The sequence below is a fragment of the Brevundimonas sp. GW456-12-10-14-LB3 genome, assembly GCF_059424365.1.
This window is the reverse complement of sequence record NZ_JBWKZJ010000008.1, coordinates 15,053-28,108: the sequence shown is the minus strand read 5'-3', so window position 1 is coordinate 28,108 and position 13,056 is coordinate 15,053. Positions and strand designations below refer to the sequence as shown.

The window sequence follows — 13,056 nt, the reverse complement described above, 5'->3', positions numbered from 1 at the left end:
GCGTTTCCCGACCGAAGCGGCTGTGCGCCCCGGCGAGGGGCGTCGTTTAGGCGGGCTTACACAGCGCGTCAAGCGACCTTTTTCGATAAGACGGGCCTCAGCGCGACGGGGCTGTGGGCGAAGGGACCGCCGCCGGTTGGGGCGGGGTGTGCGGACCCGCCAGACCGCCTGCAGCAGGCTCCTGGGCGGCGACGGCGGGGGCGGGCGGTTCGTAATAGACGCCGACGCCCGGCCCAAGCGGCAGGTCCAGCGTGACCCAGGCCGCCACCATGATCAGGCCGGCGACCAGGAAGGCCCCTGCATAGGGCAGCATGGTCGCCATCAGAGACCCCAGGCCGAAGCGCGGATCCCAGCGCTGGGCGAAGGTCAGGATCAGGGGGAAGTAGCTCATCAGCGGCGTGGCGATGTTGGTGACCGAATCGCCCATCCGATAGGCGGCGGTCGTCATCTCGGGCGAAATCCCCAACAGCATGAACATCGGCACCACGATCGGAGCCAGGGCGGACCATTTGGCCGAGGCCGAACCGATGAACAGGTCGAAGAAGCAGGAGACGAAGACCACGCAGATCAGCAGCAGGGGGGCGGGCAGGGCCAGGCTCTTCAGCTCGGCGGCGGCGTTGACCGCCAGGATCGGCCCCAGCCCCGACCAGTTGAACATGGCTACGAAATGGGCGGCGAAGAAGGCCAGCACGATATAGGGCGCCAACTGGGCTATGCCGTCGCGCATCATGCGGACCAGGTCCCGATGCGACTGGATCGACCGCGAACCGGCCCCATAGGCGGCGCCCGTCAGGAAGAAGGTCACGGCGAAGAAGGCCACCAGCGAACGGTACAGGGGATTGAACCTCTGTTCGGGCTCGGCCGCCGGATCGACGAAGGGCGAGCCGGGCAGGAGGGTGATCAGGGCCCAGAGGGCGATCATCCCCATCAGGGCCAGTCCGGCCCAGGCCAGGCCGCGCTTCTCATCGGCGGTCAGGGGCTGTTTCTCGGAGGCGGCGGGAGCGGCGGCGTCCGCCGACGGCGCCCACGGCCCCAGGCGCGGCTCGATCACCCGGTCCGTCAGGAACCAGACGATGGGGGTGAAGACCAGGACGACCCCGATGATGAAGAACCAGTTGCCGGCGATGTTCACCGAATAGGAGGGGTCGATCAGGTGGGCCGCCGGCTCAGTGATCCCCAGGATCAAGGCGTCGCTGGCGCCGGGAAACAGATTTCCGGCATAGCCGCCCGACACGGCCGCAAACCCGGCGGCCAGACCCGCCAGGGGGTGCCGACCCGCCGCAGCGAAGATGACCGCCGCCAGGGGGATGACCACGACATAGGAGGCGTCCGACGCATGGTGGGAGACCATGCCCGTCACAACCACGATCGGGGTCAGGATCGCCCGCGGCGCATTCAGCAGGGCGCCGCGAATCGCCGTGGCGAACAGGCCCGCCCTTTCCGCCACCGAAGCCCCGTAGATGATGGTGACGACGATCCCCAACGGCGGGAAGTCCGCCAGGGTGCGCGGCATGCCTATGATCAGCCGCTCCAGGTTTTCGGGCGACAGCAGGCTCTGGGCCGCCAGCCGATCGCCCGTCACCGGATTCACCGCCGACCAGCCCAGGGCCGCGCCGATCATGCTGAGCAGAATCAGACCGCCGACCAGCCAGAGGAAGAGAAAGACTGGATCGGGCAGACGATTTCCGATCCTCTCGACCGTGTTCAGAAGGCGCGCGGCTGGATTCATCGTTGGACTTTCGGGTGCGAACTCAGGCCGTCAGTAGGGCCGCGCGCCGCCGAAGACGGCAAGCGCCCCACCTGCGACATATAGCCCGAAAACCTGCGACCGATTCGCAACAAAAAACCCGTCGTCACAGGGGTTTGAACCGCGCCGACGTTGGGTCTAAGAAGCCCCGAATCCCGCCTCTCCCCGGCGGCCGAGGTTCTTTGAATGAACGCATTTCTGCTCGAATATCTGCCGGTGCTGATCTTCGCCGGCGTGGCCGCCTTCATCGGCGTGCTTTTCATCGCCCTGCCGCTGCTGCTGGCGCCGAAAAATCCGGACGCCGAGAAGCTGTCCGCCTATGAGTGCGGGTTCAACGCCTTTGACGACGCGCGGATGAAGTTCGACGTCCGCTTCTATCTGGTGTCCATCCTGTTCATCATCTTCGACCTGGAAGTGGCCTTCCTCTTCCCCTGGGCCGTGTCGATGTTCGACCTGTCGCAGGCGGGCATGATCTTCGCCTTCTGGTCGATGATGGTCTTCCTGGGCGTCCTGACCATCGGCTTCATCTATGAATGGAAGAAGGGAGCCCTGGAATGGGAGTGATCGCGCCTTCGTCGCCGCTTCCCGGCGCAATGGTTCCCGCCAACTCGGCCGCCCGGTCGACGGTCGAGGGCTATGACCCCAAGGTCCATGACAAGTTCTTCGAGGCGGTGAACACCGAACTGGGCGAGCGCGGCTTCCTGACCGCCTCGCTGGACGACGTCATCACCTGGGCCCGCACCGGCTCGCTGATGTGGATGACCTTCGGCCTGGCCTGCTGCGCCGTCGAGATGATCCAGATGTCGATGCCGCGCTTCGACGTGGAACGCTTCGGCATGGCCCCGCGCGGCAGTCCGCGCCATTCGGACCTGATGATCGTCGCCGGCACCCTGACCAACAAGATGGCTCCGGCCATCCGCAAGGTCTATGACCAGATGCCCGACCCTCGCTACGTCGTGTCTATGGGCAGCTGCGCCAACGGCGGCGGCTATTATCACTACAGCTACAGCGTCGTGCGCGGCTGCGACCGCGTGGTGCCGGTGGACGTCTATGTGCCCGGCTGCCCGCCGACGGCCGAGGCCCTGCTGTACGGCCTGCTGCAGCTGCAGAAGAAGATTCGCCGCACGGGGACCATCGACCGATGAGCTCGCTGGCCGTTCAAGCCCAGTTCGAGGCCGCCTTGACGCCGATGGGCGCCGAGCTGGTCGGGGCGCTCGCCGGCGACGGCTGGGGCGTCGAGGCCCAGGTCGCCTTTGGCGAACTGACCCTGGTCGCGCCGCGCGAACACATCGTCGAGGTGATGACCGCCCTGCGCGACCGGTTCGGGTTCCAGCAACTGCTGGACGTCTGCGGCGCCGACTACCCGGATCGCGAAGAGCGGTTCGAGGTGGTCTATCACCTGCTGTCCCTGACGCGGAACGCCCGCATCCGGGTCAAGGTCGCCACCGACGAGGTCCAGCCGGTCCCGACCGTCTGCCACGTCTATCCGTCCGCCGGCTGGTTCGAGCGTGAAGCCTACGACATGTACGGGATGATCTTCGCAGGCCATCCCGACATGCGGCGCCTGCTGACCGACTACGGGTTCGAGGGGCATCCGCTGCGCAAGGACTTCCCCATGACGGGCTATGTCGAGGTCCGTTACGACGAAGAGCAGAAGCGGGTCGTCTATGAACCCGTCAAGCTGACGCAGGAATTCCGCACGTTCGACTTCCTGTCGCCGTGGGAAGGCGCCGACTATCCGGCGCCCGTCCTGCCCGGCGACGAAAAGGCTGGAGTGAAGGGCTGATGGCTGACGGCGCCCGTATCCCTGCGTCCGCGAACAGCGGCGGCGGCGGAGATCCCTTCGAAGACATGCCGATGGATCACCGGACCGACCATGCCCGCGACATGGACGACCGCAAGTTCACCATCAACTTCGGCCCGCAGCACCCGGCCGCGCACGGCGTGCTGCGTCTGGTGCTGGAGCTGGACGGCGAGATCGTCGAGCGCGTCGATCCGCATATCGGCCTGCTGCATCGCGGCACCGAAAAGCTGATGGAGGCCCGCACCTATCTGCAGAACGTGCCCTATCTGGACCGGCTCGACTATGTGGCGCCGATGAACCAGGAGCACGCCTTCTGCCTGGCCATCGAGAAGCTGCTGGGCATCGAGGTTCCGTACCGGGCTCAGCTGATCCGCGTCCTCTATTCGGAGATCGGCCGGATCGGGAACCACCTGCTGAACGCGACCATGCAGGCCATGGACGTCGGCGCCCTGACGCCCCCGCTCTGGGGTCACGAAGAGCGCGAGAAGCTGATGGTCTTCTACGAGCGCGCCAGCGGGGCGCGTCTCCACGCCAACTACTTCCGCCCCGGCGGCGTCCATCAGGACCTGCCGATGGACCTGATCGACGACATCGGTCGCTGGTGCCTGGAGTTCCCCAAGGCCCTGGCCGACATCGAGAGCCTGGTCACCGAAAACCGCATCTTCAAGCAGCGCAACGTCGACATCGGCGTGGTGTCCAAGGAACAGGCCCTGGCCTGGGGCTTCTCGGGCGTGATGCTGCGCGGCTCGGACATCGCCTGGGACCTGCGCAAGTCGCAGCCCTACGAGTGCTACGCCGAGATGGAGTTCGACATTCCGGTCGGCAAGAACGGCGACTGCTGGGACCGCTACCTCTGCCGCATCGAGGAGATGAAGCAGTCGGTGCGCATCATGGAGCAGTGCATCCATAAGCTGCGCAACTGCCCCGGCGAGCCGGTGATGGTCGAGGACAACAAGATCGTGCCGCCGCGTCGCGGCGAGATGAAGCGGTCGATGGAATCCCTGATCCATCACTTCAAGCTGTACACCGAAGGCTTCAAGACGCCGGAAGGCGAGGTCTATGCGGCCGTCGAGGCGCCCAAGGGGGAGTTCGGCATCTATCTGGTGTCGGACGGCACCAACAAACCCTATCGCGTCAAGATCTCGGCGCCGGGCTTCCGTCACCTGCAGGCCATGGACTGGATGAACCGCGGCCACCAGCTGGCTGACGTCTCCGCCATCCTGGGCTCGCTCGACATCGTTTTCGGAGAAGTGGACCGATGAGCGTTCGTCGTCTCGCCAAGGAACAGCCGGCCTCGTTCGCCTTTTCGAAGGACACCCAGGCCAAGGCCGAATGGTGGATCAAGAAATATCCGGAAAACCGTCGCCAGTCGGCGGTGATCCCGATCCTGTGGCTGGTGCAGAAGCAGGAAGGCTGGGTCTCAGAACCCGCCATTCGCGCGGTCGGCGAACTGCTGGGCATGCCCTTCATCCGGGTGATGGAGGTCGCGACCTTCTACACCATGTTCATGCTGGAGCCGGTCGGCAAGACCGCCCTGATCCAGGTGTGCGGCACCACGCCCTGCATGCTGCGCGGCGCCAATGAGCTGATGAAGGTCTGCAAGGAAAAGATCGGTCCCAAGGACCATCTGTCCGCCGACGGCCGCTTCACCTGGCAGGAGGTCGAATGCCTGGGCGCCTGTTCCAACGCGCCCATGGCACAGATCAACGACTACTATTACGAAGACCTGACGCCCGAGACCATGGCCCAGATCATCGACGATTTCGCGGCGGGCAAGGCGCCCAAGCCGGGCTCCTACATCGGTCGCCACAACGCAGCGCCGGCCGGCGGGGCCAAGACCCTGCTGGACCCGAAGCTGTATGACGGCTCGGCCGCCAAGCCGATCAAGAAACTGCCCAACAGCGATCCCGCGCCGGTCGAGAAGGCTCCGGCCTGATGCCTGCCCCTGACCTCGACAGCGACGAAGGCCGCGCCGCATACCGCAAGGAGCTGCGCCAGGTCGCGCGCCCCCTGCGCGCGGGCGGACTCGCGCTCGTGGTCGGCGCCGCCATGCTGATCCTGTTCACCCGGCAGGGCACGCCCGGCCTGGGCGACTGGGCCTATACGGCCTCCTACGTCATGCTGGGCCTGGGCTGGGCCTGCGTCATCGGCGCCGTCTACACCCGCACCCAACATCACCGACGCCGTATGCGCGAGCTGGAAGGCGCTTCGTCATGAGCGCGTCGATCTACTGTGGTTTCTTGAACTCGATGCAGCGTGCCGGGGGGCGCCATGTCGACGGATCAGAAGCGGGCAGGGCGCCGCGCGCCCAAGCGCGGCCGAGGCGGGTGGAGCCCCGCCGGGACAGGTCGATTGCTGGTCAATCTGGCCGGCGCGGCCAGTCTGTCGCTGAGCGCTGGGTCCGTGACGCAAACCCCGCCCACATCCCCTTCGGTCGCCCCCGCGACTGCTCCCTCTACGCCTACACCCGGTCCTGCTGATGCTTCCGAACCGCGTAACAAACCCAGCCCTGAACCGCGTCAGCCGCCGCCCGGCCAGCGCGATCTCGGCCTCGAACGCCAGTCCGCTCTCGGTCCCCCCCGTCGGCGTAGACGCAGGAGCAGCCTGATGGTCGGCATTCTCGAAGACAAGGACCGGATCTTCACCAACCTGTACGGCTTCCACGACTGGACGCTGGACGGGGCGAAGACCCGCGGCGCCTGGAACGCCACCAAGGACATGCTGGACCTTGGCCGCGACTGGATCATCAACAACGTCAAGGCGTCCGGCCTGCGCGGCCGTGGCGGCGCAGGCTTCTCGACCGGTCTGAAATGGTCATTCATGCCCAAGGAAGTGAAGGATCGGCCTCACTACCTGGTCGTCAACGCCGACGAATCCGAGCCCGCGACCTGCAAGGACCGCGAGATCATGCGCCACGATCCGCATCTGCTGATCGAAGGCTGCCTGATCGCCAGCTTCGCCATGCAGGCCCACGCCTGCTACATCTATCTGCGCGGCGAATATGTGCTCGAGCGCGAGCGGATGGAGGCGGCGGTCAAGCAGGCCTATGAGGCCCGGCTGATCGGCAAGGACAATGTCCACGGCTGGGACTTCGACGTCTATATCCACCACGGCGGCGGCGCCTATATCTGCGGCGAAGAGACCGCCCTGCTGGAATCCCTGGAAGGCAAGAAGGGCCAGCCCCGTCTGAAGCCGCCGTTCCCGGCCGGCGCGGGCCTGTACGGCTGCCCGACCACGGTGAACAACGTCGAGTCGATCGCCGTCGTCGGCACCATCCTGCGCCGCGGCGCAGACTGGTTCGCCAGCTTCGGCCGCCCGAACAACACCGGCACCAAGCTGATGTCGCTGTCGGGCCATGTGAACACGCCCTGCGTCGTCGAAGAGACCATGTCGATCCCGCTGCGCCAGCTGATCGAAGAGCACGGCGGCGGCGTTCGCGGCGGCTGGGGCAATCTGAAGGCCATCATCCCCGGCGGCGCCTCCTGCCCGGTCATCACGCGCGAACAGGCGGAAACCGTGCTGATGGACTTCGATTCCATGCGCGAGGTTCGCTCGTCGCTGGGCACCGCCGGCGTCACCGTGATGGACGAGTCCACCGACATCGTGAAGGCGATCGCCCGCATCAGCTATTTCTTCAAGCACGAGAGCTGCGGCCAGTGCACGCCGTGCCGCGAGGGCACCGGCTGGATGTGGCGCGTGCTGGAGCGTATGGCCGTGGGCGAGGCCGATCCGTCGGAAATCGACCTGCTGCTGGACGTCGCCGGTCAAGTCGAGGGCCACACCATCTGCGCCCTGGGCGACGCGGCCGCCTGGCCGGTCCAGGGCCTGATCCGTCACTTCCGTCACGAGATCGAAGACCGTATCGCCAACTACCGCAGCCGCCGCGCGAACTTCGCCGGCCACGCGATCGCTGCGGAGTAGGGATGCGCCGCTTGTCCGCCATCGTGATCGGAGCCTTGGCTCTCGCCGCTTGCGGCGAGCGCGAGGCTGCGCCCACGCCTGCGGAAAAGGTCGCGGCCGCAGCCAAACCGTCCGACGCCGTGAAGACGGCGCCGGCGGTCCTGACGCCCGTCGATCTGCGCCGGGTCTGTCGCGCGGGCCTCGCCGCCATTCACGGGCAGCAGCCCGGCGCCGTCGCCATCGACGGCGTGGAGGGCGAGGTGGTCCACGCCTCTTGGCGCGCCCCGGTCGACGGCGGCCGGATGCGCGCCGATTGCCGCGTCGAGAAAGACCTGATCGTGTGGAAACCGCTCGATCTGCCCGATCCAACCTTCGTGCGCTGGATGAACCAGTCGGACGATCCGGTGGTCCGCTACGTCATGGACGGCGAGACGATCACCATCACCCAGACCCTCCCGGATGGGACGACGGAACAGGCCGAATTGGCCGTTCCTGCTGAAGAAGAGGCCCGCTGATGCCAGTCGCCAAGGTCAACGGCGTCGAAGTTGAGTTCGAGCCCGGCATGACCGTGCTCCAGGTCGCCGAGCGCGCGGGGCAGGAAATCCCGCGCTTCTGCTACCATGAACGCCTGTCCATCGCCGGCAACTGCCGCATGTGCCTGGTCGAGGTGAAGCCCGGACCGCCCAAGCCCCAGGCTTCGTGCGCGCTTCCGGCCGCCGACGGCCAGGAGATCTTCACCGACACCCCGATGGTGAAGAAGGCCCGCGAAGGCGTGATGGAGTTCCTGCTCATCAACCACCCGCTGGACTGCCCGATCTGCGACCAGGGCGGCGAGTGCGATCTGCAGGACCAGTCCATGGCCTATGGCCGCGACGGTTCTCGCTATGCCGAGAACAAGCGCGCGGTCGAAGAAAAGAACATGGGGCCGACGATCAAGACCTTCATGACGCGGTGCATCCAGTGCACCCGTTGCGTTCGCTTCATCACCGAGGTCGCCGGCGTGCCGGACATCGGCATGATCTCGCGCGGCGAGGACGCCGAGATCACCACCTATCTCGAGAAGTCGGTCGCCTCGGAACTGTCGGGCAATGTCAACGACCTGTGCCCGGTCGGCGCCCTGACCCACCGGCCCTGGCAGTACCACTATCGTCCGTGGGAACTGAAGAAGACCGAGACCATCGACGTCATGGACGGCCTGGGCTCGAACATCCGCGCCGATTACCGCGGCTCCGAGGTCATGCGGGTCCTGCCGCGCGTGAACGAGGGGATCAACGAGGAGTGGCTGTCGGACAAGAGCCGCTATGTCGTCGACGGTCTGACCGCGCGCCGCCTGGACCGCCCCTGGATCCGCGAGAACGGCAAGCTGCGCGCCGCCACCTGGAACGAGGCGCTGGACGCCGTCGCCGCCCGGCTGAAGGCCGCCTCGGCCGACCGCATCGGCGTCATCGCCGGCGACCTGCAGGACGCCGAGTCGATGAAGGCGACCCTGGACCTGTTCCGCGCCCTGGGCTCCAAGAACACCGACTGCCGCCAGGACGGCGCCGCCCTGGGCTATGGCCCGCGCGAGGGCTGGCTGTTCAACTCCGGCCTGCAAGGCATTGAAAAGGCGGACGCCATCCTGATCGTGGGCGCCAACCCGCGCGTCGAGGCGCCGCTGCTGAACGCCCGTCTGCGCAAGAGCTGGATCAAGGGCGGGGTCGAGATCGGCGTCATCGGCGAACAGGCCGACCTGACCTTCGACTACGCCTATCTGGGCGCCGGGTCGAAGACCCTGGCCAAGCTGCCCAAGTCGGCGATGGACTTCCTGACCAAGGCCGAGCGGCCGGCGATCATCGTCGGCTCCGGCGCTCTGGGCGGGGAGGGCGGCGCCGCCGTCCTGAACGCCCTGGGCGCCCTGGCCAAGAAGGTCGGGGTCGTGACCGACAGCTGGAACGGCTTCAACGTCCTGCACCACGCCGCCGCGCGCGTGGCCGGCCTGGACATGGGCTTCGTGCCGGCCGAGGGCGGCCTGACGGCAGCGGACATGCTGAAGCCGGGCGCGCTGGACGTTCTGTTCCTGCTGGGCGCCGACGAAGTCGATCCGACCGGTTCGAACGCCTTCCGCGTCTATCTGGGCAGCCACGGCGATCGGGGCGCGCACGGCGCCGACGTCATCCTGCCGGGCGCGGCCTATACCGAGAAGTCGGGCCTGTATGTGAACACCGAAGGCCGGGTGCAGATGGCTGAACGCGTCGTCTTCCCCAAGGGCGAGGCCAAGGAAGACTGGGCGATCATCCGCGCCCTGTCCGCCCGCGTCGACCAGACCCTGCCGTACGACACCCTGGACCAGCTGCGCGCCAGGATGATGGCCGATCATCCGACCTTCGGCCGGATCGACTATCTGCCGACGCCGGCCGCCTTTGACCCGTCGAAGCTGGGCGTCAAGGGCGACCTGGGCGACCGGGCCTTCACCTCGATCGTCGCCGATCCCTATCTTTCCAACCCGATCGCGCGCGCCAGTGCGACCATGGCCGAACTGTCCGCCCTGCGGATCGCCCCGGTCGCGATGGCGGCGGAGTAAGTCATGGACGCTGCTACCTCCTTTTGGGCCACGCCCGGCGGCTGGACGCTGATCACCCTCGGTCAGATCCTGCTGATCACCGTCGGCGTCCTGGTCGCCGTCGCCTTCCTGCTGCTGGCCGACCGCAAGGTCTGGGCCTCGGTGCAGATGCGCAAAGGGCCGAACGTCGTCGGTCCCTTCGGCCTGCTCCAGTCCTTCGCCGACATGATCAAATTCGTGCTGAAGGAGGTGGTCATCCCCTCCGGCGCGGACAAGGCGGTCTTCATCCTGGCGCCGGTCATCACCGTGGTCCTGGCCTTCATGGCCTGGGCCGTGATCCCCTTTGCGCCGGGCTGGGTGGTGTCGGACCTGAACGTCGGCATCCTGTACATCTTCGCCGTGTCGTCGCTGGGCGTGTACGGCATCATCATGGGCGGATGGGCTTCGAACTCGAAGTATCCGTTCCTGGGTTCGCTGCGTTCGGCGGCCCAGATGGTGTCCTATGAGGTCTCGCTGGGCCTGATCATCATCAATGTGATCCTGCTGGCCGGCACCATGAACCTGTCGCAGATCGTCGAAGGTCAGAGCGGCTATTTCTGGAACTGGTACGCTTTCGGCGGCGGGCAGGGGACCTGGCCCCTGATCGTGATCCTGTTCCCCATGTCGATCGTCTTCTTCGTCTCGGCCCTGGCGGAAACCAACCGCCCGCCGTTCGACCTGCCCGAAGCGGAGTCGGAACTGGTGGCCGGCTATCAGGTCGAATACAGTTCGACCACCTATCTGCTGTTCATGATGGGCGAGTACGTCAACATCGTCTTCATGTCGGCGATGATGACCATCCTGTTCTTCGGCGGCTGGAACCCCGGCTTCCTGTCGCAGGAGACGCTGGACGACCTGCCGGCCTGGATCGCCTATACGATCTATCTGCTGACCTTCGTCACCAAGACCGTCTTCTGGTTCCTGGCCATCGCCCTGGTGAAGGCCTTCGTGCCTCGCTTCCGCTATGACCAACTGATGCGGCTGGGCTGGAAGATCTTCCTGCCCGCCTCTCTGGTCGCCGTGGTGGTCACTGCCGCCTGGCGCGTCTTCGCGGTGGGGGCCTAGATGGTCTCGCGCGCCGTCATCCTGGCCATGGCCGCGTCGGGGGGGCTCGCCGCCTGCACATTCGCGCCCATTCCCGCACCGGCGCCGACCGATCCCGCCGCGTCGCTGGAGCGGCGCGAGGACGGAGCGCGCCGTGACGGCGAGACGGTCAATCTGTGCCGGATGATGAACCGCGACGATCCCCGCTATAAGACGATGGACTGCAAGGACGTGCTGCGGAGGGGCGGAGCATGACCCGTCTGATCCTCCCGCTGCTGGTCCTCGCGCTTGTGATGACGGCCTGCGCCCCCGACACCCGGATGCCTGAATCCGGCTATCAGTGGCAGCAGCGCCAGGAGCGGATCGAGCGCGAATGGCGCGCCGCCCAAACCCAGGTTCCAGCCCAGACCCCGACCAAGACCCGGGCCGTCGCCCCGGCCCAGACTTCAACCAACGGCGCCCCTGCGCCAGAGGATCGCTCGTGATGTTCACCCGTATCGCCCAGGCCGCCAAGGGCGCGATGATGCTCGACGCCATCGGCGCCATCGGCCTGACCCTCAAATACATGGCCCGCCCCAAGGCGACCGTGAACTATCCGTTCGAGCGGAACCCGCAATCGCCCCGCTTCCGCGGCGAACACGCCCTGCGCCGCTATCCGAACGGTGAAGAGCGCTGCATCGCCTGCAAACTGTGCGAGGCCATCTGCCCGGCCCAGGCCATCACCATCGAGGCCGAGCCCCGCGCCGACGGCAGCCGCCGCACGACCCGCTACGACATCGACATGGTCAAATGCATCTACTGCGGCCTGTGCCAGGAGGCCTGCCCGGTGGACGCCATCGTCGAGGGCCCGAACTCGGAGTTCACCGTCGAAACGCGCGAGGAGCTGCTGTACGACAAGGCCCGGCTGCTGGACAACGGCGACCGCTGGGAACGCCATATCGCTAAGAATCTGGAACTCGACGCGCCTTACCGCTAAGGCGCTCACGCTAACGGGTCGGCGATTCCCAAACGGGGTCACGACCGAGACGAAAGGGGCCTCGTCCCGACATGCTGCAAGGCATAGCCTTCTATCTGCTGGCGGCCACCGCCGTGGTGTCCGGCCTTCTGGTCGTGACCGCGCGCAATCCCGTGCACAGCGTTCTCTTCCTGATCCTGGCCTTCTTCTCCTCTGCGGGTCTGTTCGTCCTTCTCGGCGCCGAGTTCCTGGCGATGCTGCTGGTCGTCGTCTACGTCGGGGCTGTGGCGGTGCTGTTCCTGTTCGTCGTGATGATGCTGGACGTCGATTTTCTGAAGCTTCGGGGCGGCTACGCCCGCTACTTGCCGATCGGGGCCATCGTCGCGGCCGTGCTGCTGTTCGAGATGATCCTTGTGTCCATCGCCGTCATCCAGGGCGGCGCGACCGCCGGCCTGACGGCGCCGGGCGCGCCGAGCGCCGACATGACCAATGTCGAGGCGATCGGCCGGGTGCTCTATACGGACTATGTCTACTTCTTCCAGGCGGCGGGGATCGTGCTGCTGATCGCCATGATCGGCGCCATCACCCTGACCCTGCGCCACAAGCCGCATATCAAGCGCCAGAACATTTCGGACCAGGTCAACCGCTCCGTCGCCAAGGCGATGGAGGTCAAGTCGGTGCAGACCGGGCAGGGCGTCTCGCCCGAGGAGCTTCTCTGATGGAAATCGGTCTGATCCACTATCTCGGCACGGCCGCCGCCCTGTTCACCATCGGGGTCTTCGGCATCTTCGTGAACCGCAAGAACGTCATCATCATCCTGATGTCGATCGAGCTGATCCTGCTGGCCGTGAACATCAACTTCGTCGCCTTCTCGGCCTATCTCAATGAGGTGTCGGGGCAGATCATGGCCATGTTCGTCCTGACCGTGGCTGCGGCCGAGGCCGCCGTCGGCCTGGCCATTCTGGTGACCTTCTTCCGCAACCGCGGCGACATCGCCGTCGACGACGCCTCCGTGATGAAGGGCTGAG

The 13,056-nt window shown here is 66.3% G+C and carries 16 protein-coding genes; 15 read left to right on the top strand and 1 reads right to left on the bottom strand.

Features of this window, described 5'->3' with window-relative positions; all coding sequences use genetic code 11:
* Positions 1-97 precede the first annotated feature (97 nt).
* Entirely contained in the window at positions 98-1,729 is a 1,632-nt protein-coding gene (locus tag AC07XS_RS05320) for an AbgT family transporter (protein WP_182713805.1), read from the bottom strand.
* A gap of 204 nt (positions 1,730-1,933) precedes the next feature.
* Between AC07XS_RS05320 and AC07XS_RS05315 the strand changes: the two genes are divergently transcribed.
* From AC07XS_RS05315 to nuoK, 15 genes are all read left to right on the top strand, one after another.
* Positions 1,934-2,311: an NADH-quinone oxidoreductase subunit A gene (locus AC07XS_RS05315; RefSeq protein ID WP_054765527.1), complete on the top strand. Its 378-nt coding sequence runs from the start codon at positions 1,934-1,936 to the stop codon at positions 2,309-2,311.
* Positions 2,281-2,892, top strand: coding sequence for a NuoB/complex I 20 kDa subunit family protein (locus tag AC07XS_RS05310; RefSeq protein WP_152950061.1), 612 nt, complete (start codon positions 2,281-2,283; stop codon positions 2,890-2,892). Before AC07XS_RS05315 ends, AC07XS_RS05310 begins: the two co-directional genes overlap by 31 nt.
* On the top strand, positions 2,889-3,533 hold the full coding sequence (locus AC07XS_RS05305; RefSeq protein WP_182713804.1) for an NADH-quinone oxidoreductase subunit C: 645 nt from the start codon (positions 2,889-2,891) through the stop codon (positions 3,531-3,533). Before AC07XS_RS05310 ends, AC07XS_RS05305 begins: the two co-directional genes overlap by 4 nt.
* Before the next feature lie 65 nt (positions 3,534-3,598).
* Entirely contained in the window at positions 3,599-4,813 is a 1,215-nt protein-coding gene (locus AC07XS_RS05300; RefSeq protein ID WP_054766920.1) for an NADH-quinone oxidoreductase subunit D, read from the top strand.
* Positions 4,810-5,487, top strand: coding sequence for an NADH-quinone oxidoreductase subunit NuoE (gene nuoE, locus AC07XS_RS05295; RefSeq protein ID WP_182713803.1), 678 nt, complete (start codon positions 4,810-4,812; stop codon positions 5,485-5,487). The genes AC07XS_RS05300 and nuoE overlap by 4 nt, the downstream gene beginning before the upstream one ends.
* The gene (locus AC07XS_RS05290) at positions 5,487-5,768 is read left to right on the top strand and encodes a hypothetical protein (RefSeq protein ID WP_054765531.1); all 282 of its coding nucleotides are present in this window, start codon (positions 5,487-5,489) and stop codon (positions 5,766-5,768) included. Before nuoE ends, AC07XS_RS05290 begins: the two co-directional genes overlap by 1 nt.
* A 390-nt stretch (positions 5,769-6,158) precedes the next feature.
* The gene (nuoF, locus tag AC07XS_RS05285) at positions 6,159-7,472 is read left to right on the top strand and encodes an NADH-quinone oxidoreductase subunit NuoF (protein WP_182713802.1); all 1,314 of its coding nucleotides are present in this window, start codon (positions 6,159-6,161) and stop codon (positions 7,470-7,472) included.
* Positions 7,473-7,474: 2 nt separating this feature from the next.
* Complete coding sequence (locus AC07XS_RS05280) at positions 7,475-7,966, top strand: hypothetical protein (protein WP_182713801.1); 492 nt, start codon at positions 7,475-7,477, stop codon at positions 7,964-7,966.
* Positions 7,966-10,011 (top strand): NADH-quinone oxidoreductase subunit NuoG, encoded by a 2,046-nt coding sequence (gene nuoG / locus AC07XS_RS05275; RefSeq protein WP_182713800.1) that lies wholly within the window; start codon positions 7,966-7,968, stop codon positions 10,009-10,011. Before AC07XS_RS05280 ends, nuoG begins: the two co-directional genes overlap by 1 nt.
* A gap of 3 nt (positions 10,012-10,014) precedes the next feature.
* Positions 10,015-11,094 carry an NADH-quinone oxidoreductase subunit NuoH gene (gene nuoH / locus AC07XS_RS05270; protein WP_152950066.1) on the top strand — a complete coding sequence of 360 codons (1,080 nt, stop codon included), beginning with the start codon at positions 10,015-10,017 and terminating at the stop codon, positions 11,092-11,094.
* The gene (locus AC07XS_RS05265) at positions 11,095-11,328 is read left to right on the top strand and encodes a hypothetical protein (RefSeq protein ID WP_182713799.1); all 234 of its coding nucleotides are present in this window, start codon (positions 11,095-11,097) and stop codon (positions 11,326-11,328) included.
* A complete protein-coding gene (locus AC07XS_RS05260; protein WP_182713798.1) occupies positions 11,325-11,558 on the top strand; it encodes a hypothetical protein in 234 nt (77 codons plus the stop codon). The genes AC07XS_RS05265 and AC07XS_RS05260 overlap by 4 nt, the downstream gene beginning before the upstream one ends.
* Positions 11,558-12,049 (top strand): NADH-quinone oxidoreductase subunit NuoI, encoded by a 492-nt coding sequence (nuoI, locus tag AC07XS_RS05255; RefSeq protein WP_054765538.1) that lies wholly within the window; start codon positions 11,558-11,560, stop codon positions 12,047-12,049. The genes AC07XS_RS05260 and nuoI overlap by 1 nt, the downstream gene beginning before the upstream one ends.
* A gap of 71 nt (positions 12,050-12,120) precedes the next feature.
* Positions 12,121-12,747: an NADH-quinone oxidoreductase subunit J gene (locus AC07XS_RS05250; protein ID WP_182713797.1), complete on the top strand. Its 627-nt coding sequence runs from the start codon at positions 12,121-12,123 to the stop codon at positions 12,745-12,747.
* Entirely contained in the window at positions 12,747-13,055 is a 309-nt protein-coding gene (nuoK, locus tag AC07XS_RS05245; RefSeq protein ID WP_182713796.1) for an NADH-quinone oxidoreductase subunit NuoK, read from the top strand. Before AC07XS_RS05250 ends, nuoK begins: the two co-directional genes overlap by 1 nt.
* Position 13,056 lies beyond the last annotated feature (1 nt).

Excerpts from the sequence above, each read along its gene's own strand:
- AC07XS_RS05320 (WP_182713805.1), bottom strand. The coding sequence starts at position 1,729 with ATGAATCCAGCCGCGCGCCTTCTGAACACGGTCGAGAGGATCGGAAAT.
- AC07XS_RS05315 (WP_054765527.1), top strand. The coding sequence starts at position 1,934 with ATGAACGCATTTCTGCTCGAATATCTGCCGGTGCTGATCTTCGCCGGC.
- AC07XS_RS05310 (WP_152950061.1), top strand. The coding sequence starts at position 2,281 with ATGGAAGAAGGGAGCCCTGGAATGGGAGTGATCGCGCCTTCGTCGCCG.
- AC07XS_RS05305 (WP_182713804.1), top strand. The coding sequence starts at position 2,889 with ATGAGCTCGCTGGCCGTTCAAGCCCAGTTCGAGGCCGCCTTGACGCCG.
- AC07XS_RS05300 (WP_054766920.1), top strand. The coding sequence starts at position 3,599 with ATGCCGATGGATCACCGGACCGACCATGCCCGCGACATGGACGACCGC.
- nuoE (WP_182713803.1), top strand. The coding sequence starts at position 4,810 with ATGAGCGTTCGTCGTCTCGCCAAGGAACAGCCGGCCTCGTTCGCCTTT.
- AC07XS_RS05290 (WP_054765531.1), top strand. The coding sequence starts at position 5,487 with ATGCCTGCCCCTGACCTCGACAGCGACGAAGGCCGCGCCGCATACCGC.
- nuoF (WP_182713802.1), top strand. The coding sequence starts at position 6,159 with ATGGTCGGCATTCTCGAAGACAAGGACCGGATCTTCACCAACCTGTAC.
- AC07XS_RS05280 (WP_182713801.1), top strand. The coding sequence starts at position 7,475 with ATGCGCCGCTTGTCCGCCATCGTGATCGGAGCCTTGGCTCTCGCCGCT.
- nuoG (WP_182713800.1), top strand. The coding sequence starts at position 7,966 with ATGCCAGTCGCCAAGGTCAACGGCGTCGAAGTTGAGTTCGAGCCCGGC.
- nuoH (WP_152950066.1), top strand. The coding sequence starts at position 10,015 with ATGGACGCTGCTACCTCCTTTTGGGCCACGCCCGGCGGCTGGACGCTG.
- AC07XS_RS05265 (WP_182713799.1), top strand. The coding sequence starts at position 11,095 with ATGGTCTCGCGCGCCGTCATCCTGGCCATGGCCGCGTCGGGGGGGCTC.
- AC07XS_RS05260 (WP_182713798.1), top strand. The coding sequence starts at position 11,325 with ATGACCCGTCTGATCCTCCCGCTGCTGGTCCTCGCGCTTGTGATGACG.
- nuoI (WP_054765538.1), top strand. The coding sequence starts at position 11,558 with ATGTTCACCCGTATCGCCCAGGCCGCCAAGGGCGCGATGATGCTCGAC.
- AC07XS_RS05250 (WP_182713797.1), top strand. The coding sequence starts at position 12,121 with ATGCTGCAAGGCATAGCCTTCTATCTGCTGGCGGCCACCGCCGTGGTG.
- nuoK (WP_182713796.1), top strand. The coding sequence starts at position 12,747 with ATGGAAATCGGTCTGATCCACTATCTCGGCACGGCCGCCGCCCTGTTC.